This window comes from Bacteroides sp. AM07-18, assembly GCF_003602695.1.
Classification (GTDB): Bacteria; Bacteroidota; Bacteroidia; order Bacteroidales; family Bacteroidaceae; genus Bacteroides; species Bacteroides uniformis.
This window is the reverse complement of the sequence record NZ_QTLM01000003.1, coordinates 308666-331067: the sequence shown is the minus strand read 5'-3', so window position 1 is coordinate 331067 and position 22402 is coordinate 308666. Positions and strand designations below refer to the sequence as shown.

At 46.6% G+C, this 22402-nt stretch carries 16 protein-coding genes; 8 read left to right on the top strand and 8 right to left on the bottom strand.

From position 1 onward, the window contains the following. Positions 1-32: 32 nt before the first annotated feature. The 4 genes from nrfH to DW096_RS07250 form a co-directional block, all read right to left on the bottom strand. Positions 33-623: a cytochrome c nitrite reductase small subunit gene (gene nrfH / locus DW096_RS07265; RefSeq protein WP_005832432.1), complete on the bottom strand. Its 591-nt coding sequence runs from the start codon at positions 621-623 to the stop codon at positions 33-35. A 196-nt stretch (positions 624-819) separates the two neighbouring features. Next, complete coding sequence (locus DW096_RS07260; protein ID WP_005832435.1) at positions 820-2001, bottom strand: PepSY domain-containing protein; 1182 nt, start codon at positions 1999-2001, stop codon at positions 820-822. Positions 2002-2036: 35 nt separating this feature from the next. Further along, a complete protein-coding gene (locus DW096_RS07255) occupies positions 2037-3440 on the bottom strand; it encodes a DUF4374 domain-containing protein (RefSeq protein ID WP_005831492.1) in 1404 nt (467 codons plus the stop codon). Positions 3441-3483: 43 nt separating this feature from the next. Then, complete coding sequence (locus tag DW096_RS07250; RefSeq protein WP_230321319.1) at positions 3484-5790, bottom strand: TonB-dependent receptor; 2307 nt, start codon at positions 5788-5790, stop codon at positions 3484-3486. A gap of 364 nt (positions 5791-6154) precedes the next feature. Here DW096_RS07250 and eno point away from each other — a divergent pair, with 364 nt between their 5' ends. After that, on the top strand, positions 6155-7435 hold the full coding sequence (gene eno, locus DW096_RS07245) for a phosphopyruvate hydratase (RefSeq protein ID WP_005831501.1): 1281 nt from the start codon (positions 6155-6157) through the stop codon (positions 7433-7435). Between the two features lie 355 nt (positions 7436-7790). Here the strand turns inward: eno and queF are convergent, their stop codons facing one another. The 3 genes from queF to DW096_RS07230 form a co-directional block, all read right to left on the bottom strand. After that, positions 7791-8246: a preQ(1) synthase gene (queF, locus tag DW096_RS07240; protein WP_008664917.1), complete on the bottom strand. Its 456-nt coding sequence runs from the start codon at positions 8244-8246 to the stop codon at positions 7791-7793. 31 nt (positions 8247-8277) lie between these two features. Beyond that, positions 8278-8934: a 7-cyano-7-deazaguanine synthase QueC gene (gene queC / locus DW096_RS07235; protein WP_005831503.1), complete on the bottom strand. Its 657-nt coding sequence runs from the start codon at positions 8932-8934 to the stop codon at positions 8278-8280. 113 nt (positions 8935-9047) lie between these two features. After that, positions 9048-9728, bottom strand: coding sequence for a queuosine precursor transporter (locus tag DW096_RS07230; RefSeq protein ID WP_005831504.1), 681 nt, complete (start codon positions 9726-9728; stop codon positions 9048-9050). 622 nt (positions 9729-10350) lie between these two features. Between DW096_RS07230 and DW096_RS07225 the strand changes: the two genes are divergently transcribed. The 5 genes from DW096_RS07225 to DW096_RS07205 all read left to right on the top strand — a co-directional run bounded on the left by DW096_RS07225 (position 10351) and on the right by DW096_RS07205 (position 18950). Continuing rightward, positions 10351-13584 (top strand): TonB-dependent receptor, encoded by a 3234-nt coding sequence (locus DW096_RS07225; protein ID WP_016274293.1) that lies wholly within the window; start codon positions 10351-10353, stop codon positions 13582-13584. A 15-nt stretch (positions 13585-13599) separates the two neighbouring features. Then, positions 13600-15390 (top strand): RagB/SusD family nutrient uptake outer membrane protein, encoded by a 1791-nt coding sequence (locus tag DW096_RS07220; RefSeq protein ID WP_118931161.1) that lies wholly within the window; start codon positions 13600-13602, stop codon positions 15388-15390. 27 nt (positions 15391-15417) lie between these two features. Continuing rightward, a complete protein-coding gene (locus tag DW096_RS07215; RefSeq protein WP_057097813.1) occupies positions 15418-16353 on the top strand; it encodes a hypothetical protein in 936 nt (311 codons plus the stop codon). Positions 16354-16365: 12 nt separating this feature from the next. Further along, complete coding sequence (locus DW096_RS07210; protein WP_009038186.1) at positions 16366-17493, top strand: glycosyl hydrolase family 18 protein; 1128 nt, start codon at positions 16366-16368, stop codon at positions 17491-17493. Between the two features lie 176 nt (positions 17494-17669). Next, complete coding sequence (locus DW096_RS07205; RefSeq protein ID WP_009038185.1) at positions 17670-18950, top strand: hypothetical protein; 1281 nt, start codon at positions 17670-17672, stop codon at positions 18948-18950. A gap of 80 nt (positions 18951-19030) precedes the next feature. Here DW096_RS07205 and DW096_RS07200 read toward each other — a convergent pair whose 3' ends face one another. After that, entirely contained in the window at positions 19031-20356 is a 1326-nt protein-coding gene (locus tag DW096_RS07200) for an OmpP1/FadL family transporter (protein ID WP_005831520.1), read from the bottom strand. 234 nt (positions 20357-20590) lie between these two features. Here DW096_RS07200 and DW096_RS07195 point away from each other — a divergent pair, with 234 nt between their 5' ends. Then, positions 20591-21592 (top strand): 2-hydroxyacid dehydrogenase, encoded by a 1002-nt coding sequence (locus tag DW096_RS07195; protein WP_005832453.1) that lies wholly within the window; start codon positions 20591-20593, stop codon positions 21590-21592. 99 nt (positions 21593-21691) lie between these two features. Then, positions 21692-22396, top strand: coding sequence for a pirin family protein (locus DW096_RS07190; protein WP_118931160.1), 705 nt, complete (start codon positions 21692-21694; stop codon positions 22394-22396). Positions 22397-22402: the final 6 nt, after the last annotated feature.

The window sequence follows — 22402 nt, the reverse complement described above, 5'->3', positions numbered from 1 at the left end:
AAGTTCTTGAACTTGCGAAACTTGAGTTGTCATTATTCCTTTATCAGTTTCTGCAACCACTCCGGTACGGGAGATTCCGGATAGGGTACCAGTGCAGCGGGCGTGGACGAGAGGCTGTTCATTCCACCATGAGGCACATCACGGTGGCAGTCCCAGCATGCCTTTCCGTCGCCGATGAGGGTCATCATGTAGTCTATCCTGCCGACATCCACAAACTCGTTGGTCAGTTGCGTATGGCAACGGATGCAATTATTCATAATGACCTGCGCACTGGCTTCCTCGGCTTGGATGGCCTGCGGTTCGCTTTTAGTGAGAAAGGCACCTACGTGCTTCATGCCGTCCATTCCCTTAAACATCCATTTCTTTACCATATTCTCATGAGGGACATGGCAATCGTTGCAAGTGGCATCCCGGCTGTGGGAGCTGTGCATCCAGGTTGCATAATAGGGAGCCATGATGTGGCAGTTGACACATGCCGCAGGGTCATCTCCCAGATAAGTGTGCGCCCGGAGAAGATACATAAACAAGCCTCCGCTGCCGACGAGGACACCGCAAACAATGAGTGCCGTTACTTTCCACCTGTAGGATGGAAATAGTTTACTTATGATTGGTAACTTCGCCATAAAATGAATATTTTCAGCAAAAATAGGCAGTTACAATCTAAAAAAGTGTAATCATGATTACATTTTTCCATTTATTTTTCGGTATTTTTAATAAAGCATTCATTCTCACGCATACCTATATGAAGATGTCCACAAAACACGCACGCCTGCGCATCTTGTGGACATCTTCATCCTTTTATAAAACTGCCTGCTTTTTTTAAGCTGCTTTCTTTAATTGAACATTCACTTTTCTGCCACTCTTCCGGACCAATCTTCGAATCCAAAGATAATAGCCCGTCAACGGCAGGCTTGCGCCAATCAAAGCGGCCAGAAAGCTCAAGATGCGGGTGGCCCATCCTCCCCAACTGCCTACATGGACGGAGTATATCCAGCCACGGATTTTCCCGGAAGTGTCGGCATCCTTATATAAGGTAGTCCCGGTGATTTCACCATTACGGGGATTGAACGTATAGCGGTCGGCAGCACGACGGTTGCCCAACCGATTGAAGGAGACTGTAGCAGAGCCACGCGATACGGTTATCTGTTTATAATCAGGACTAAGCTCCTTCAGTTCTTCGTAAACCTTCTGCCAGTTTGCAAAAGGAGAGAAAGGCTTTCTTTCACGATTCTCGCCACCAGACCTGCCTTGAGCCCTATCTCCTCCGTGGGCAGCAGTTTGTGCCTGAGCACCATGTCCTCCACCCCCTTGCATGGTTTCCACTCCAAAAACTTTGTAGAAGCCGGTGCGATACCAGGAGAAAGACCATGTCAGTCCCGTAAGTGCCATCGCCAACAGAAAAATCAGCGTGTACATGCCGCCTGCCACATGCAGGTCGTACCAGAACCGGCGCCAACCTTTACCGGCAACAATCTTCAGACTGTTCTTTAAAGCCTTTTTTGTACGGGGCCACCAGATGACAACGCCTGACAGCAGCACAAAGACAAGCATCAGTGTGGCAGTGCCCACAATCATTTTCCCCCAGAAGATACTTCCATCGGGCTTCATGCTGTCCAACAGCCAGCGGTGCAGGCGGAACATGGTCATGAAAAACGGCGCACGCTCATACCGGCCCTTCACCTCACCCGTGTACTGGTCCACATAGACGGAGGCACGACGAGGTTTGGAAAGATTCACCTGCCAGGCACGTTCCGGATTGGACGATGCAGTGATACCCGTCACAGAGACACTATCCGGCAAAGTAGCGGCTACTTTTTCGGCCAACCGGCTCATGGGAAGCGGTGCCGGTCCGGCTTTTTCTACATAGTAGAGGTCGCGGCGGCAAAGCTCCATCACTTCCGTCTCGAATACCAGCATGGCACCGGAGAAGCAGATAAGGGTAATCAACAGTCCGAAGGGGACTGAAAGCCATAAATGTATCTTACTGAAAATTTTCTTCATAAGTATGTTCTCTTATTCATTTCATATCAGAACCTTTATTCCAGTTTACCTACACCGTTCAGTTGGGTTGCATTGACCACCAGCCCTTTGGTAGCTGTTGCATTGGCAGGGTCTACCTTATAGATGGCAGGATAGCCGGAAGAGGTAGTGACTGCCACATATGCGTTGCCATTTTCCATGTACGGGGTATTACCAAAGCCAGAGACATCGCTTGGAAGGCCGTTCACATAAGTCAAAGCTCCAGTGGAGGCATTGAAGACGGCAAGTTGGTTGGCAACCTTGTCTGATGCCGTAATTGCCTTATCATACATCAGCAGCAGGAAATAATTACCTGAAATATACCAAGTCCGCAAGAAAGAGGCGCCATTGGCTTTCTCTTCAAGATTATAGTAATAAGCGGCATCAAATTCTTCTGCTTTGGTATCGATGCGTACAACTCCAGCAGGCAATGTAGTCTGCTGACGCGAATCACTCATGGTCTTGGCATAGCTCGGAGAAAATACATATACATAGCCGTCGTCGGCAAGCCAGTTCATCTGGTAGTACTGTGAACGGTTACGTCCGGCAGCATAACTGATTTTGTCTGTAGTGATGACCTTATGAGAATTCAGTGTCTGATCACCAAAGATAGCGATATGGCATTCATTAGGATACTGGGTCCATTGCAATTCGTCCTTCTCATAGGCACCGCTACCCTGCCCGCCGGATTCTGTCTTTATTAAATCCTCATTACCGGAAAGCACCCACTTGTAGCTACCGTCTTCGTTCTTCTGCATGCAACCATACTGGCTAAGCCCCATGGGAATGGCTGCTGCATAAACCTTACTGCCCACTTGTTCTATACCGGCCAGTGTTACGTATTCACCATTTTCAAGGAAATTTTCGGCAAGAAATGGAGTATCCTTTGTTACCGAGTTCTTTGTATAAGTCTGTTTCTCGACATCCAGATAGGAAATCAAAAAAGATTGGGGAGTATATCCATTTGCATCATTCAGTTCCGTAGGGCCGTCGCCGGTAGAAGTCGTCATTATAAATTGGTCATAATAGCCGTAGGTAGTGAAACGATTGACGTTATACTCCTGGCTACGTTTTTCCAGTTCACCGTTTGTATTCATAATGAACGACTGGGTAGTGCCTGCATTTCCCTGGTGATAGTTCAAGGCATACAGATATTTGTTTCCGTAGAACACCCAGTAAGTAGCCCCATCGTTCACAAGGCCATTGCCGGCAGCAGTAATTTCACCGCTTTCCAGTGACTCGGCTGTCAGCAGGACAGGAACGGAGCTACCTGAAACTGTAGCCGTGGCAGCTATCACATAGTTACCCTTTGAACCGGAACCGGAGCCGGAACCCGGTTCGTCTGTGTCTGTACAAGAAATTAAAGCCATTCCGGTCATTGCCATTGCCAAGAGGCCGGACAAAAGATAATTCTTCTTCATTTGTTCTTCTTATTAATTACACCTATTAAAACCATTATATTTATTAATCACCAAAATGTACACGTACCTTGCCATAGAACGCACGCCCGGCTTTCTGAAGACTGAAATTGTCGTACAAATCCTCGTTCGTGAAGTTGCGGCATTCAAACGAGATATTATAGCGGCCATTCTTCAGACTATAGCTCAATGTCAGGTTATGGGAGAACTGGTCGGGTACCATGAAATCCTTGTTCTTGCTACCGATGGCCTGCGAATAGTAGGAGAAGCTGTGCATGTACTGGTTGTCGTAAGTCACGGACAGCATATTCCCTTTCTTCCAGAGGTCGCGCCAATAGAAGTTTACGTCAAAATCAGCAAACTGATAGGGCACATTGGGAATGCGTGCCTTGTAACCGAGATTTTCCACAGAGTTGCCGGTACTGCCGATTTGCATCTTCTCATTGTCACGCACATTCATCTGCGTGAAGTTGCCGCCCACACTCAGCCAGCGTCCGAAGCCATAGCGTGCCGATACATTGTATCCCTTCGTCAGCACCTTGCCGTAGTTGGTATAAGTGGCCCCTTCTTTTCCTCCGCTCAAGTCCTGGATATTGCGCTGGATATAATCCTTCGTATTGCGGTATACCACACCGCCTTCCACGTAGACAGAATGTTTTCCAAAACTCCGGGAATAACTCAGGTTCAAGTTGATGTTGTCACTTTTCTCGGGACGGATGCCGATGTCTCCACTCTCCAGGTCTTCGTCACCAAACATCTCTTCGATAGTGGGCAGGCGGTAAGCTTTTTCATAAGAGAGCTTCGCCTGCAAGCCGGGCAGGATGAAGTAGGTTCCGGCAGCACCATATCCCCAAGAGTCTACCGTACGGCTGGTGCGTACATAATTACTACCGGTATCATCCTCGGCCATAGGTCCTGCCACATACTGGCGGTAGTATTTGCCGAATGCCGAGAAGTTCCACTTTTCGGAAGGCATCAGGCGGTATGACAAACCGGAGATATTCTTGCGGGTCTGCTTGGCAATGGCATCCGTCTGTTCTTCCACCGCCAACAGTGAAGTATTATCACGCTGGAATGCACTCAACACATGATTGAAAGTCAGCATGTGGACTCTGGCAATGCGGTAATTCAAGGTCAATGTACCGTTCCAATTGTCATTATCGGCACGGGAATACTGGCGGGACTGTTCGCCGGGACTGTTCAGCGGATGTTTCTCACCAAGCCAGTTGTATTCATAGCGGGCAGTATCCACATTCGTAGTGGCATTGCGATTGTAGTTGGCTGTCAACACCATATCCAGCCCCTTGATTATCAAGTTGCGTTTGCTGTATTCCATCGAAGGCATCAGTGAATGGCCAAAGCGGTGCTTTTCCCCGAAGACTGTCTTCTGGCGTACGCCGGTCTGTATGTCCTTGTACATGTGCGAATAGGTGAAACCGAACATCAGCCGGTCTGCCCAACTTTTGTCCACAATACCCGCTTTAGCCACAATGGCTTCGTTGTGGTAAGTATCATTGAAACGCTTCACGCACACCTTCTCACTTTCGTTGAAACTGCCCGTCTCAAAATCCTTTACCGGCGCATCTACATGATAATCGTTGTCCGAGTAGTTTTGAAAGGCATTGATTTCATAGCTGAAACCGTTCTTGAAAGTCTGTCCGAAGTTAACGTATGAGCGGTGGGTATTGAACGAGCCGTAAGAATAAGAAGCATCCAGGAACCAGTTCCGGCGTTTCTTGTTGGTAACAATATTGATGACACCGCCAATGGCATCCGTACCGAAGCCCACGGGAACTACACCCTTATATACCTCTATACGGTCGGCAAAGCTCACCGGAATATTGTTCAGGCTGAAGGAGCTTCCCACACCTTCCTGCGGCACACCGTCAATGAACACCTTGACGTGCTTTCCGCTAAAACCGTCCAGCATCAACTGCATATCCGAACCTACCCCACCCGACTCACGGAGTTTCATGCCCGGAGCCTTGGTCAAGGCATCGCTCAGATTCTTCGTGGTGTTCTGGAGTTCCTTTGTATCGACTGCCACAGCATTGAATGCCGACCTCTTCACCCGGCTTACTCCGGTAGAAACGATAGTCACCTCGTCCAGCTGTTGCGTTTCGGGAGCGATGGTTATGTTCAGCTTCATCCGCTCATCATTGACCAGTTTCACCTTTTTCTCCACCTTTGTATAACCTACGGCAGACACCACCAGCGTATAGTCGCCGGCAGGCGCCTTGATGTGATAGAGGCCTTCCTGATTCGTGGTTCCTCCATAACTCGTCCCTTTCAGATAAACAGTCGCAAAATCCACCGTTTCTTTTTCCGTAGAAATGATTCTACCCGAAATCATCCCTCCTCTCCTCTGCGCATGTACAGACAGAGAAGCCAACAGAAGGAAAAACAGCAGCGAGAATTTAAGTGTATATGCTTTCAATTTTATAATAATTATAATGTTGTTAGTAAACCGGTGCAAAGGTCATTATTAACAGCCAGCTGTGCAATCACTTATTGTAGGTAATTATATGGAGTGGATTTATCGTATATATCATATTACGCAATCACCATTGATGGGTATTATCAATAATAAATCTAAAAAAAGAGGAGCCGGGAAATGAAAAACCCCTATTTATAGGTATTGCCCAATATGCCTTTTTGTACGACCTTTGCTGCAAATTAAAACAAGACAACGGACAATAAATTATTAAAGTTTAAGTATGAAAATTGAAAAGATTGTAGCCCGTGAAATCCTTGATTCACGCGGCAATCCCACAGTAGAAGTGGACGTTATTCTGGAATGTGGTGTTATGGGACGCGCAGCAGTGCCTTCCGGTGCTTCTACCGGCGAGCACGAAGCGCTGGAACTTCGCGATGGCGACAAGCAACGCTACGGTGGTAAAGGTACACTAAAAGCAGTAGAAAACGTCAACAAGATAATCGCACCGGCACTGATTGGCTGGTCGTCACTGGAACAGCGTACCATCGACCACAAGATGCTTGAGTTGGACGGCACGCCTACCAAATCCAAGCTGGGTGCCAACGCCATTCTGGGTGTCTCACTGGCAGTAGCCAAAGCCGCTGCCAATTATCTCGATATACCTTTATACAGATATATCGGTGGAGTAAATACCTACGTAATGCCGGTCCCGATGATGAATATCATCAATGGAGGTTCACACAGCGACGCTCCTATCGCTTTCCAAGAATTTATGATTCGGCCGGTAGGCGCCTCTTCCTTCCGTGAAGGCCTGCGCATGGGAGCCGAAGTATTCCACGCCTTGAAAAAAGTGTTGCACGACCGCGGCCTCAGCACTGCCGTAGGTGACGAAGGCGGTTTTGCACCGGCACTGGCAGGAACAGAAGATGCGCTGGACTCCATCATGAGCGCCATCAAGGCTGCCGGCTACGAACCGGGCAAGGATGTGAAAATCGGTATGGACTGTGCCTCATCCGAGTTCTTTAAGAACGGTATCTATGACTACTCCATCTTTGAAGGCGAAAATGGTAAAAAACGTACTGCCGACGAACAAATAGCTTACTTGGAAGATTTGATTAATAACTACCCGATTGACTCCATCGAGGATGGCATGAGCGAAAACGACTGGGAAGGCTGGAAGAAGTTGACCGAACGCATCGGCAACCGTTGCCAGCTGGTTGGCGACGACCTGTTCGTGACTAACGTGGAATTCCTTGAAAAAGGTATTGCCATGGGCTGCGCCAATTCCATCCTTATCAAAGTCAATCAAATCGGTTCACTCAGTGAAACGCTGGATGCTATCGAAATGGCACACCGCCACGGTTATACCACAGTGACTTCTCACCGTTCCGGCGAAACCGAGGACGCCACCATTGCAGACATTGCCGTTGCCACCAACAGCGGACAAATCAAGACCGGTTCTCTGAGCCGCTCCGACCGCATGGCGAAGTACAACCAACTATTGCGCATCGAAGAAGAACTGGGTAACCTTGCTGTCTATGGCTACAAAAGAATAAAATAACCCTTTGTAGTGAATAAGTCATAAAGAGGGAATAGCGTCTTTGGGAAAAGGCGCTATTTTTACTAAAGAATCGTCTATATCTTTGCAAAAGTCATCCCCTACTATCCTCTATAGGAAAGATTCTTTCCAAGATGGTAGCAGGTTAATGTTTCATTGACTAAAGACTATTCGTCCGACAGTCGTTACATTATCGTCCGACATATGTTTAATTATCGTCCGATAGCTGTTGGACGATAATTAAACATATGTCGGACGAATAGTTTTTAGTAAGCAAGAATATAAAATATAGCGGCGCAACAATCATTTGCTCCCAAAGCCTCCCTTTATTATTTACGGAGGCCTTCAAAAACAGTCCTCATTCACGGTTCATCAAACGATGCTCTGCCATCTGCTCGAACTTCGTGCCGGGACGTCCGTAATTGGCATACGGATAAATGGAGATGCCTCCGCGCGGGGTGAAGATACCCGTCACCTCAATATACTTAGGGTTCATCAAATGAATGAGGTCTTTCATTATGATGTTCACGCAATCCTCGTGGAAAGCACCATGATTGCGGAAGCTGAACAAGTAGAGTTTCAAACTCTTGCTCTCTACCATCTTGACATCGGGGATATAGCAAATACGGATTTCCGCAAAGTCCGGTTGCCCCGTGATGGGACAGAGGCTGGTGAATTCGGGGCAGTTGAAACGCACCCAGTAGTCATTGCCGGGATGCTTGTTATCAAATGCCTCCAATACTTCGGGGGCATAGTCCTGACGGTATTCTGTCTTTCTCCCCAAAAGGGAAAGTTGGTCTTTCAATTCTGTCATAGCCATATATTTTTAGTGATACAAGTGTGCCTCATTTAGTAGAAGCCAAAAACTTTTCCAATCCTTCTCTGCGCAACGTGCATGCCGGGCAGTGTCCACAACCATCTCCCGGGATACCGTTATAACAAGTCAGCGTTTCGTGACGTATAAGTTCGAGCACTCCAAGCTCGTCTGCCAGCGCCCAGGTCTCCGCTTTGTCAATCCACATCAGTGGTGTGTGCAGTACGAATTGCTCGTCCATAGCCAGGTTCAGCGTCACGTTAAGCGACTTGATGAAAGCATCCCGGCAATCGGGATAACCGCTGAAATCGGTCTGCGACACCCCCGTCACAATATGATTAATCCCCCGCTCGCGGGCGTAGACGGCGGCTATACTCAGGAAAAACAGATTGCGTCCCGGCACAAAAGTATTCGGAAAGCTGTCTGCCGGCTTCTCCTGGTCCATCTCCATGCCGGCATCTGTCAATGAGTTATGTCCCAGCCGGCCGATAAAGGAAACATCCATTACTTCGAACTCCACACCTGCCTTACGGGCAATGGCCCTCGCCAAGTCCACTTCCTTCTGATGTTTCTGTCCATACAGAAAACTCAGCGCATACACTTTCTTAAATTCACGTTTTGCCCAAAAGAGGCAAGTGGTCGAGTCCTGCCCGCCACTGAATACCACCAAAGCAGTGTCCCTATTCATCTTGTTAAAAGCCTCTCCCCTTGCCCTCCCCCGTAGGGAGGGAAACAGAGAGGGCATTGCTAATTATTTGTTTGACATAATAACTGATTTCCCCTCACTACGGGTAAGGGGCTTTAAATATCGCCTATTTTCCATACTTTATAGGAGATGCCTTCATCATAGACATCACTACCGTCTATCCGCTTAATAGCTTTTACCACACGGATAGTCACAGGCAGTATCAATACCTCGTACATGGACTTCAGCAGAATCTGGATACACATCATCACCAGCAACTCCCGCCATGCAATGATTCCTCCGAACGCCACCGGAAAGAAAATCAACGAGTCTGCCGTCTCACCAACCACCGTCGACCAAATGGCACGTGCGGAGAAATTACGCCCGTTGCTTGCCAGTTTCATGCGGCTCATTACGTAGGCATTCAGAAAAGAGCCCACCAAGAATGCCGTCAGACTGGCTATGACAATACGGGGCGCCATTCCAAAAACAAAATTGAAATGCGCGGCACCATCCCAGAAAGGGGCGGCAGGCAACGCCACGGCTATCAGTCCCAGCATTACCACAAAAAAGTTCATGGCAAAACCGCTCCAGATAATCAGGCGGGCTTTACGAAAGCCCCAAACCTCGGCAATGCAATCGTTGATAATATAAGAAATCGGGAAGACCAGCAATCCGGCTGTTACGGTAATACCAAAAACCTGGATAACTTTAGTCTCAAGAAGATTGGCTGCAATCAGGCATACATTGAACAGAATGCCCAGCAACATAAAAGGTACAGATACTTTTTGTTTCATACTCCTGTTTTTTACGTGGTGTTCTAGAATACACGACCGCTATTCACGGCATCATACATTTTAAATCCGGTTGCAAAGGTACAACAAGTTTTGCAAATGAACAAACAACATATATTTTAACTAAAACTCAAGCAAGACAAAGCTCCTTTTTTTTATTCGAAGTAATTACAGACAGTGCATATTTAGTTAACGAGACTTAAATAAGATTTCCCAAACCAAGAATATTATTTACAATAGTTTTAAAAAACATAAACCAATAGCATAAAAATCAATATATTAACTGATTTTAGCACAAAATCAAAAACATGCAACCAAGTTTGCTCTCAAACAAGATTTCATTCACGCAAATTTCTTAAGCAAATAAAATAATGGACAACATATTTTAATACATACGATTCTATATTTTAAATAATGAAAATTAGGATTATATTTGATAACAACAATCCGGAAGCTCTGGAAAGCACATTGATATTAACCAAGAATATACCATATTATATATAGTAACCTTAGAAAAACAATGAATGCCTATGATTTACCCGAAAGCCCCAAGACACTATTAGTGTCATCTTCTATTCAACCTATTTATTTTGAGATCCATTAGCTTAAACAAAAAACATCTATTATGAATGAAAATCGTAAACGAGGAACATCGAACAACAAAATCCTCACAGCAATTGCCATCGCCTCCCTATTTATAGGAAGCAGCAAAATCATGGCAATAGAGACCTATTCGGAAAATTCATTCGGAGTGACAGAACAGATGCAGGCACAAACAGCCCGCGGTATCATTGTCGACCAGAATGGAGAGCCTATCATCGGAGCAAGTATCTTGGAAAAAGGTACTACCAATGGAGTTACTACCGACTTATACGGTAAATTCTCGCTAAACGTAAAAAGAGGTGCCACCCTGGTCATTTCCTACATCGGCTATAAGACGCAGGAAGCCAAAGCAGATGCCAACATGAAAATCACCCTTACAGAAGATTCCGAACTACTGGATGAAGTAGTTGTTGTCGGTTACGGTGTACAGAAAAAGAAACTTGTCACCGGCGCCACTGTACAAGTGAAAGGGGAAGACATAGCCAAGCTGAACACTGTGGATGCCCTGGGCGCTTTGCAGAGCCAGTCACCGGGTGTCAACATCACACAGAACAACGGCTTCCTGGGTTCGGGCTTTAAGGTGAATATCCGCGGTATCGGTACTACCGGAACCTTCTCCCCGCTTTATGTGGTAGATGGAGTTGCCAACGGTAGCATCGACGGGCTGAACCCGAGTGACATTGAATCTTTGGACGTCTTGAAGGATGCCGCTTCTGCCGCCATCTATGGTGCGCGTGCTGCCAACGGCGTTATCCTGATTACCACCAAACGAGGTAAAACCGGCGTTGCCGAAGTCAGTTACGACGGCTATGTCGGCGTGCAGAACCTCTACAAAATCCCTACTATCCTCAATGCCCAAGAGTACATGATGATGCAGGATGAAGGCCGTGTAATGGACGGATTGAGTCCGTACAACTGGGCGACCTATATTCCGGAAAGGGATTTGCAGGCCATACAGAACGGAACATGGAAAGGGACAAACTGGCTGAAGGAAGTACTGAATGAAGATGCATTGGTACAGAACCACGCAGTCAACATCACCGGAGGAACAGACCGTTCCAGATATGCCATAGGTATTTCATACACCAACCAAGAAGCCACCATGGGAGTTCCCGGCGAATTTCCAGAAATGAACCGCTACAACTTCCGCGTCAACTCGGACCACGTAGTCATGAAAAAAGGCAATCTTGACTTCCTGAAAGTGGGCGAAACCATCAACTACAAATATTCGCAAACACAAGGTTCATTCGGAACCGGCGGCATTTATTGGAACGGAGTGCACAATATGCTCATCATGAGCCCGTTGATGCACCCTTACAATTCAGACGGAGACTACTACCTCTACGCAGACCAGGAAAAGGACAACTACAAATGGGATATCTCCAACGGAGCCAATAAAAACCCGATAGCTTATCTGGACTACTATATGAACCAGAACCTAAGCAAGTCCCATTACATGCAGAGCAGCTTCTATGCAGAACTGCAACCCATCAAGAACCTGCGTATCAAGAGCCAGTTCGGTTACATCATGGGAGCCTCCAGTTATCGTTCCTATTTGCCGAGATTCGATTATCTGAGTGCGTCACTCAACAACGCAGAAGACAAGGTTACCCAATCCATGTCTATGTATAACCGTTGGTCATGGGACAATACAGCCAACTACATCTTCAATATCGATGACCATAACATCGACGTCCTGGTAGGTCAGAGTATTGAAAAATGGGGTATGGGAGAAGAAATGAGCGGTTCAGCCATAGGCTCAAACTTCTATGACTTCAAGCACGCTTATTTGTCCAATGTTCCATTGACCGCCAACAGTGTGTCCTCCTTGACTGGCAAGCCTAACGGGGAAGGTTCCATCGCTTCCTTCTTCGGACGCGTCAACTACAACTACCAGGAGAAATACATGGCTTCTGTCATCATGCGTGCGGACGGTTCCTCCACTTTTGCCCGCGGACACCGCTGGGGATACTTCCCTTCAGTATCCGCCGGATGGGTTATCAGCAACGAGTCCTTCATGTCAGGAATCAAATGGCTGGACTTCTTAAAGCTACGCGCTTCCTGGGGGCAAAACGGTAACTGTAATGTATCTACTTTCCAATATCTTTCACTGATAACTTCCAACAACGGATATGGCGGTTATACGTTCGGCGACTCCATGGACCTCATCAGTACCGGTTCATACGCCTACCGACTGACCAACCCGGACCTTACCTGGGAAACACAGGAGCAATTGAATTTCGGTATCGATGCACGCTTCTTGAACAACCGCCTGGGCTTTGAATTCGACTGGTATAACAAAAATACCAGAGACTGGCTGGTTACGGCTCCGGTACTCTCTTCCTTCGGTGCCAATGCAGTGTCCGTCAATGGCGGTAATGTAAAAAACACGGGTATTGAAGTAGGACTCCACTGGAACGACAACATCGGAAAGGATTTCCAATATGGAGCCAACCTGACCCTTGCTCACAACAAGAATGAAGTGACCAAGATTGCCAACAAAGACGGAATCATCCACGGTAGCGGCAGCGTTCTGTGGGAAGGAGCCGAAGAGTGCTTCCGTGCTGAAGTAGGCAAACCCATCGGCTACTTCTACGGCTACAAGAGTAACGGCATATTCCAGAACCAGGAACAGATAGACAACTACAAAGGTCCGAAACTGAACGGCGACAAGACACAGCCGGGTGACGTAATCTGGGCAGACACCGACAATAGCGGTACGCTCGATGCCAATGACCGTACTATGATAGGTAACCCGAATCCCGACCTGACAATGGGACTTTCCCTGAATGCCAGCTGGAAGGCCATTGACTTCTCAATCACTACTTACGGCGCATTCGGCCAGCAGATTCTGAAGTGTTATCGTGACTTCTCCTCCTCACCCTTGAATAACTATACAGCAGAGATATTCCAACGCTGGCACGGCGAAGGTACGTCCGACAAGTTCCCGAGACTGTCCAGCGCTTCCAGCTCCAACTGGAACAGAGTATCAGACATTTATATCGAAGATGGAGACTATCTCAAGATAAAGAACATCACTGTGGGATTCGACTTCAAGAAAGCATTCAAGAAGTTACCGGTACAACAGCTGCGCCTATATCTGACCGCACAGAACCTCTTTACCTTCACCGGCTATTCCGGTATGGACCCGGAAATCGGTTACGGCGGCGACGATTATGGTTGGGCATCAGGCATCGACCTGGGCTACTACCCCAGTGCACGTACCTATATGATAGGCTTAAATGTAAAATTCTAATTAACCGAAGAAATTATGAAAAAGATATTATTCATAGCATCAGCAATACTGATTCTTCTTTCAGGATGCGAAAACTTCCTCGATTCGGAACTTCTGACCGAAAAGACAACCGCCAACTTCCCGGAGACAGAAAAGGATGCCCAAGAGATGGTGACGGCCATATACGCCCATCTGTTGTTTGAAAGTCCTGAAACCTCTTCCCAGTATTACATTGCCCAGTTGGCAGGTGACGACTGTCTGGGAGGCAACCTCTCCTACTCCAACAACTGTGCCACCAACTTCCTTATGTACAGTGGCAATCTGAATACATTTGCCGGCATCTGGGACCGTTGCTACACCCTTATCAACCGTGCCAACAATGCCATCAACACAATGGAGAATGTGAAATCATGGTCCAGCGAGAGCGAACGTAACCGACTTTTCGGTGAGTCCTACTTCCTGCGTGCCATGGCTTATTATGAGCTGGCACAAGTCTTTGGCGGAGTTCCTTTACGCACCACACTGGAAAGTACCAACCTGCCGCGTGCATCCGTAGACGAAATCTACACCCAGATTGCAGCAGACTTGAAAAATGCTATCGAAATGATGCCCGCAAAGATTTATCCGAAAGGCTCAGACATGACCGGACACGCTACAAAATATGCTGCCGAAGCCATGATGGCACGTGTATTCCTTTTCTATACCGGACGCTACGAAAAAAACGAACTCCCCAACGGAACTACCAAAGAGGAGGTCATCTCTTGGATAGATGACTGTGTAAACAACTCCGGTCATAAACTGGTGTCCGACCAACGCAACATCTGGGCCTACACCAACGATGCTACCGAAGACAATACCGAAGGGCTCCGTTACCAATACGTTATCAACCATAACCTGAAATGGGAAGGAAACAGTTCCGACGAAACTTTATTCGCCAACAAACATAACCTGAAATCCGACTGGACCTATACCTGGTTCTCCAACACATGCGCGCAATTCTATTCACCGTCTGCCGACAACTATTCCAACAAAGACAGTTATCCCTTCGGCACCGGTTGGGGAGCTGGCCCTGTATCTCCGGCTATGGTCAACGAATGGAAAGACTGGGCCGCCAAGCAGACCTATACGGACGGTTACAAGGAGGATCCCCGTCTGACCGGTTCCATATGGTCGTACAAAGCACTTGATCCGAATGTTGCCGGCAATGTGCTGATGGACTGCACCATGGACGAGGGTGAACCGGAATATACCGTATCCTATCGTTACTATGAACAAACCGGCTATTTCCAGAAAAAATACATCAATATCAATTCCTACAATGAAGGCAAAATCGAACCTTTCGGCAAGCAGATGTTCCCCGGAATATCTTCGCAGACATCCCAACAGCTACTCCAAATTGCCGACTTGATTCATATCCGTTTTGCCGACGTTCTGCTCATGCAGTCCGAGCTGAAGCAAGATGCTACGGGTCTGAACAAGGTACGTGCCCGCTCCCACTTGGCTCCGGTGGCCTACTCCCTGGAAGCCATCAAGCAGGAACGCCGCTGGGAACTTGCATTCGAGTCCATCCGCTGGTGGGATATCCTTCGCTGGTCGGGTCCTTCGCTTGAGGAAGCCGGTGACATACTCAACAAACAGACCGGGTTCAATATAATAAATGCCGCTACGGTGGTACCGATGGTAAAATTCGACTATAAGAAACGCCTACAAGCAACCCAAGGCTACTGGCCCATTCCGCAAGACGAAATCGATATCTCCAATGGAGTCCTTGAGCAGAATCCAGGCTGGGATGCATCTGCCCAGTTCTCGGATTGGAACAATATGTAAGAGTATTAACCTATAAATAAAGACAATATGAAAGTAACAAAAATATTGATAGCAATGCTTGCTTCAGCCTTCATCGTTACTGCATGCGATCCTATCGAAGACGAAGACTTGCGAGACAAATATGTGACTGATGCCGGTACACCCATAACCAAAGAGGCATTACAAGCCGCCATATCCATTACCCAACCCTTCCCCAACCAAGACGGAGTAGTGGAAGGCGACCAGTATATAGCCCTGAAAAACTCCCGCCCGGACATTGGCGGTTCATGGCACATAGAATGGGGGGGCGAAGGAAGTAAACAAAGTAAGACTCTGGTCACGGACAACGCTACGGTCATCATGGAGTCCAATGCGGACTATTCCATCTACTATATGGGCATTTCCGCCAATCAGATTATCAAGACAGATCCGGTTGTAGTGACTGTGACCAATGTATTCGACGATTGGTCCACTTACTTCACCGGTGCAACCGACAAGAGTGACAAATCTGCCAAGAAGACCTGGAAATTCCGTGAAGTCAGCTGGGGTTCCGTCTGCAATATGGGGGCTCATGGAGGCTGGAAATATACCAGTGCAGGCTATACTCCCGAATCAAATTTTGCCTGGTGGGCCAATGTCACTGCCGCCGAAGCGGGAGACCAGTCCATGGTATTCGAATTCGACGGAAACAAGATGAAAACCTATGATGCCAGCGGAAACCTGAAGGCAGAAGGTACTTTCTCCTTCACACACGAAAAACCGGAAGACGGAGTACTGGGTGAACTGATAACGAGCATCCCCACCATCGGAGGGAATTATGACGACAACGGACAAAGCGTAGGCAGCAACAAATTCTGGCTGCTGACACTGGATGAGAACTATATCACAATCTATCATCCCGGCAAGTATAGCGGTGGTGTGGATTGGGACGACAGCGGCTGGTATGCTTACTTCAAGACTGAAGCAGGAACCGATTCTGAATAATATGCACTCTCTATGAAAAAGAAACTGCTATTTATAATAGCTACTGTCTTTCTAGTAGCCGCATGTCACAATGACGACTACATTCCCGGACTGCCAGCTCCGGGAAATGAAGACAACGAGACCGAAATGGCCGAGCAGGTTGCAGGCCGGGTTGCATTGGGCTACGTCACTTATTATGGCACATCCATACCCGATGCCAAATACCTGACCCACATAAACTACGCTTTTGCAGAATTATATGTTAAAAACGGAATTTATGAAAAGTTTGGCCTGCAAGGTGATAAATCCCGTTTTGATAAGGTAAAGAAAATAAAGAGCCAGTATCCACATGTGAAGATATTACTCTCTTTTACCAATAGCGTTTCCAATTCTGACAATTCCCAGGACGGAGGCTTCTCCGCCCTGGCGAAGAGTCCGGAAATGCGCAAGCAATTCGCACAAGACTGCAGAGCCTTTGTTCTGAGTGAGGGCATAGACGGTATTGACATTGACTGGGAATTTCCCGGTATGACTTTCAGCAGCAATGCCTATGACGAGTTGGTAGATGTGGAGAACTTCACCCTATTGATGAAAGACTTGCGTGCAGAGTTGGGGCAGTCCACCCTATTGACCTATGCAGGTTATTGCATGGACAAGCGTCCCCAAGGCGAAGGCTACAAATATATTGATGTAAAGGCTGTAGACCCGTATGTAGATTTCGTCAATATCATGGCCTATGATCTGGTTGGTGCCCCCCAGCATCAATCAGCATTGAACAAGCCAAGTAATTACTGGGACTGCCAGCGTTCCGTAGACGAATACCTGAATGCAGGGGTATCTGCCGACAAATTAGTGTTGGGAATTCCGTTCTACGGAAGAGCCGATTTCAATGCCGGCGGCAGCATCAATTATCGGGATATTCTCAACCTGAGTAAGGATGACGGCTATGTCATCGAAAATTGGGATACAGAAGGCAATGTCCCCTATGTCACCAAAAACGGCAGTTTCTACTGTGGTTACGACAATCCCCGCAGTATTGCCGCAAAAGGTGAATGGATATTAAAAAATGGCATGAAAGGCATGATGTTCTGGGATTATGAAGGCGATGACACTATGGGAACTCTACGCAAAGCGCTGTGGAATGCCGTCATGAAAAAATAAGTAACTTAACACACATTCTCAGGAGGTTATTCCGGAAATTAGGGTAAGGGTAATTTTGCATACGATCTTCATTCAAGGCAAGAATACTGACGGAATAACCTCCTTTCCTCCTCCAAGACTACAAAACCTTTTTTCATTTAAGTTGTTGAAAGCACATTCATCAAAACCTAACTTAAATGAAAACAATCTTAAAAGCAATGTTTCTGTTGTGCGTAGCCGGACTTCCCTTGTCCACTATCCATGCACAAAAAAAAGAGATCATCGATGACGAAGCCCCCAACGGCATTGTCATAGTTACCATCGACAAAGCGGGCGACGAGATTATCCGCATCATGAATGAGTCACAATTGCCTTACATCCATGACCCGAAAGCTCCCCGCTTCCTATTGATGGACAAACAAGGCAAATTCGCCCTGGGTATCGGAGGGTATGTCCGTGCCACCGGCGAGTATGATTTTGGAGGTATTGTGGATGATATTGACTTTGTTCCTGCCAACATTCCAAGCATTAGTAAAATCAAAAATCAATTTCAAATGGATGCCAGTACGGCCACTATCTTTCTGAAATTAGTCGGACACACCCGGCTATTGGGTGACTTCACAGTCTATACAGCCGGAAATTTCCGAGGAGGAGACAAAACATTCCAGCTACGGAATGCTTATATGTCATTCCGAAATATAACGGTGGGATATACTTACGGCGGTTTCATGGACTTAGGCGCCCTCCCCTCCACCATTGACTTCCAGGGGCCCAACGGTGCCACGTTCTACCGCGCTACACAATTGTCATATACTTATAAAGGGCTGAAAGACTTTCGTTTCCAAGCTTCCATCGAGGCGCCTGCCGTTGACGGCACAACAAGCAGCCAATTCGAAATTGCCCAGCAACGCATGCCGGACTTCACAGCTTCGGCACAATACAGTTGGAACAGCAGCAGTCATCTGCGTGTAGGAGGTATCATCCGCAGCATGACATATACCAGCACGGAAAGGGACAAGGCTTCCAGCGTCACCGGATACGGTGTACAAGCCTCAACGACCTTTAACCTCGGTAAAAAATGGCAGGCATTCGGACAAATCAACTATGGTAAAGGTATCGGGCAATACCTGAATGACATCAGTAATCTGAACGTCGATATTGTCCCCAATCCCGAAAAGGAAGGCAAAATGCAGGCATTGCCCATGCTGGGCTGGTATGCAGGTCTACAATATAACATTTCTCCAAAGGTATTCCTTTCAAGCACTTACAGCATGTCCCGCCTTTACTCTGAAGACGGTTATCCCAACGACCTGCCAAGTACCTACCGCTACGGACAGTATTTCGTAGCCAACGTATTCTGGAACGTAACCCCGAACATGCAGGTAGGCGCTGAATATCTGCGTGGCTGGCGCACCAACTTCGACAATTCCACCAACCATGCCAACCGTATGAACCTGCTTGTACAGTATTCTTTCTAATCCAATATAAAATAAGAAAGAAGCCGCCTCAAATCGATATTTGAGACGGCTTCTTAATATATAAAGGTAGGATTGTGAAATCAGAACTTATAGTCAACACCAAGACCAAACACTTTATTAGTACGGCTATAAACATTCTTGGTGGTTTCACTTATCTTCTTTGTATAATCATCATAGTTTGTCCAAAAATAGGCTATATTCATAGTCAAATGCTTTGTCATTTTGATGGCAGCACCAAACCCCAGTGAATAAGAGTCACATGAAAAACTTATATCACTCTGAAAATCATCAGCCAAGCCATAATCTGTACGCTGATAACCACCACTGATGGTCAGCTGTTTAGCTATATCCCATTCTGCACCAATCAAAATTTCATGTGTGCCATGCTTCAACGCTTTCTGCTTATCATTGGCCATCCCTGCCGCTTTATCAAAAAAATGGTGATATTCCAGCGTTGCACGAAGCGTAGGAAGGAATTCATAACCAACAGCTGCAGTCAATAATGCAGGGATATCACTCGGAGTATTCACACCATCCTTATAGTCAGCCAAAGGATTCCCTTCATCTCCCATAGCAGTTCCCATTGCACGCACTTCAGCTTTTTTGGTTTTATTTTCGAGATTAAGACTTGTCATAAACTCGTACTTCAACCCAATATTCCATTTGCCCAACTTCACATCAGCTCCCAAGATAGGGGTCAATCCCCAGCCGGTCTGGTCGCAGTCTAAATCGATACCAACCAATTCCATGCCACCATAAGTAGGAATATTACTGTGTGCTGTTGCAGTCAGAAATCCTTCATACCCACCGGTAAAATAATTCATACGTCCACCGGCAAACACACCTAACCAATCATTAACTTGATACGACAACCCCAATTGCACACCATAAATAAACTGGCTTCCATCCATTGCACTATTGATAGAATACATATTGGGAGTGATTTGACCACCCGAAATAGTATGGACTTGTCCCATCACCATTGAATCGAACATACCCAAACCATCATCAAACGATGCCTTACCGCCACCACCTACAACAGCAAAGCTACCGGAAATAGTCCAGTCTCCTTTTTTATATGCACCTTGAAAACTAGGAATGAAAGGAGCAGAAGCTTTTCCTTTATAATAACGTGTATTCCCATCTTCAATAAACAAGGGAAATGTCGCTTTTATGTTACGGGTCTGATAAGCACTTTGTCCATTCAAAGACAAATAGAGACCATCTTCCGGCAAGAAGGCCAAACCGGCCGGATTAGAATAGACACCGTCAATATCAATGGAAGCACCACGCGCTAACATTCTAAGAAAAGATACATGCTGATTTGTATTTGTTAGGATACCACCCGCAAAAGTTGGAATTGAAACGATTAACATCGCAATGCCAATCAACGAAAATTTTCTCATCTAAATCTTTTTTAATTGTTTTCGGGCGCAAAGGTACAATAATATTGCACATAAAAAATAGTTTTGTGCATAAAGTTATCCTAATATAATACTTTCATTGAAATACCAAATAGTTTCTGATGAAACAAATGGAAATAATTATCATTTTATGAATCCTTCCGGCCACTGAACCATATCAACTTTCCACTTGTTATCTCCCTATAATTATGTAACATTTAAAAAATAACAAATCTCATGGCATACACTATCGCATTTTTTGGCAGCAAACCTTATGATGAAGCGTCTTTCAACGAAAAAAACAAGGAATATGGTTTTGAGCTCCGCTACTATAAAGGGCATCTTAACAAGCACAACGTTATTTTAACCCAAGGAGTAGATGCAGTCTGTATTTTCGTGAACGACACGGCCGATACCGAAGTTATCCGTCTGATGGCAGACAACGGCGTGAAATTATTGGCGTTGCGCTGCGCCGGCTACAACAATGTAGATTTAAAGGCAGCTGCCGACTGTGGCATTACCGTAGTGCGTGTCCCTGCTTACTCCCCTTATGCCGTAGCAGAATATACCGTTGCCCTGATGTTATCCCTCAACCGTAAAATTCCACGTGCCACCTGGCGGACACGAGACGGAAACTTCTCGCTGCACGGACTTCTGGGCTTCGACATGTACGGAAAAACTGCAGGCATCATCGGCACGGGAAAAATAGCCAAGAAACTGATATGTATCCTGCGTGGATTCGGCATGAATATTCTTGCCTACGACCTCTATCCCGACTATAATTTCGCCCGTGAACATCAAGTGGTATATACCAGCCTGGATGAGCTATATCACAATTCGGATATCATCTCCCTGCACTGCCCGCTGACTGAACAGACCAAATATCTCATCAACGACTATTCCATCAGTAAAATGAAGGACGGAGTAATGATTATCAATACCGGACGTGGACAACTCATCCATACCAACGCCCTGATTGAAGGACTAAAAAACAAGAAAATCGGCTCTGCCGGCCTGGATGTGTACGAAGAGGAAAGCGAATACTTCTATGAAGACCAATCGGACAAAATCATTGATGACGATACCCTGGCGCGGCTACTGTCCTTCAATAATGTCATCGTCACTTCGCACCAGGCCTTTTTCACACGCGAGGCACTGGCAAACATTGCTTCGACAACCTTGCAGAACATCAAAGATTTTATGAACCATAAGCCACTGGAGAACGAGGTCAAGGCATAGTCCCCACTCATTTATAAATTCTTAGACATCGGTTTTTAAACTTTATAGCTTTCCAAAGCGTTACTAGTACATAAACCATTTTAAGAAAAGGAATAAATTATGAAAAAAGTTATAGACAAATCAGACAGCAGAGGTCATTCCCTATATGATTGGCTTGACAGCCACCACACCTTCAGTTTCGACGAGTATTACAATCCCCGCCGGATGAATTTCGGCGCCTTGCGTGTACTGAACGACGACCGTGTGGCTCCGGGAAAGGGCTTCGGCACACATCCTCATAAAAATATGGAAATCATCTCCATTCCCCTGAAAGGGAAACTGAAACATGGGGACAATCATCAGAACAGCCGCATCATCATTCCGGAAGATATACAAACCATGAGCGCCGGCACCGGCATCTACCACAGCGAAATGAACGGCAGTGACACTGAAGCGGTAGAATTCCTGCAAATCTGGGTGATGCCCGAAAAGCTGAACACACCACCCGCATACCAGGACTTCGACGTACGTCCACTCCTGCGCAAAAATGAAATGGCACTAATAGTATCCCCTGACGGCGATGCTCCTGCCAGACTGCTACAACAGACCTGGTTTTCTATCGGTGAAATAGAAGCCGGAAAGAAGATTGACTACCACATGCACCAATCGCATTCCGGTGCATACATCTTCGTAATGGAAGGTGAAGTCAAAGTGGACGGCACAATACTCTCACGTCGTGACGGAATGGGAGTATACGAAACCGGCAGTTTTGAGCTGGAAACATTGAAAGACTCTCACATTCTCTTCATAGAAGTACCGATGTAGCGTGCT

Bases quoted from the DNA above. Each gene is read 5' to 3' on its own strand.
- queC (WP_005831503.1), bottom strand. From the start codon at position 8,934: ATGAATAGGGACACTGCTTTGGTGGTATTCAGTGGCGGGCAGGACTCG.
- DW096_RS07225 (WP_016274293.1), top strand. From the start codon at position 10,351: ATGAATGAAAATCGTAAACGAGGAACATCGAACAACAAAATCCTCACA.
- DW096_RS07195 (WP_005832453.1), top strand. From the start codon at position 20,591: ATGGCATACACTATCGCATTTTTTGGCAGCAAACCTTATGATGAAGCG.
- DW096_RS07260 (WP_005832435.1), bottom strand. From the start codon at position 2,001: ATGAAGAAAATTTTCAGTAAGATACATTTATGGCTTTCAGTCCCCTTC.
- DW096_RS07255 (WP_005831492.1), bottom strand. From the start codon at position 3,440: ATGAAGAAGAATTATCTTTTGTCCGGCCTCTTGGCAATGGCAATGACC.
- DW096_RS07250 (WP_230321319.1), bottom strand. From the start codon at position 5,790: ATGATTTCGGGTAGAATCATTTCTACGGAAAAAGAAACGGTGGATTTT.
- eno (WP_005831501.1), top strand. From the start codon at position 6,155: ATGAAAATTGAAAAGATTGTAGCCCGTGAAATCCTTGATTCACGCGGC.
- queF (WP_008664917.1), bottom strand. From the start codon at position 8,246: ATGACAGAATTGAAAGACCAACTTTCCCTTTTGGGGAGAAAGACAGAA.
- DW096_RS07190 (WP_118931160.1), top strand. From the start codon at position 21,692: ATGAAAAAAGTTATAGACAAATCAGACAGCAGAGGTCATTCCCTATAT.
- DW096_RS07215 (WP_057097813.1), top strand. From the start codon at position 15,418: ATGAAAGTAACAAAAATATTGATAGCAATGCTTGCTTCAGCCTTCATC.
- nrfH (WP_005832432.1), bottom strand. From the start codon at position 623: ATGGCGAAGTTACCAATCATAAGTAAACTATTTCCATCCTACAGGTGG.
- DW096_RS07205 (WP_009038185.1), top strand. From the start codon at position 17,670: ATGAAAACAATCTTAAAAGCAATGTTTCTGTTGTGCGTAGCCGGACTT.
- DW096_RS07200 (WP_005831520.1), bottom strand. From the start codon at position 20,356: ATGAGAAAATTTTCGTTGATTGGCATTGCGATGTTAATCGTTTCAATT.
- DW096_RS07230 (WP_005831504.1), bottom strand. From the start codon at position 9,728: ATGAAACAAAAAGTATCTGTACCTTTTATGTTGCTGGGCATTCTGTTC.
- DW096_RS07210 (WP_009038186.1), top strand. From the start codon at position 16,366: ATGAAAAAGAAACTGCTATTTATAATAGCTACTGTCTTTCTAGTAGCC.
- DW096_RS07220 (WP_118931161.1), top strand. From the start codon at position 13,600: ATGAAAAAGATATTATTCATAGCATCAGCAATACTGATTCTTCTTTCA.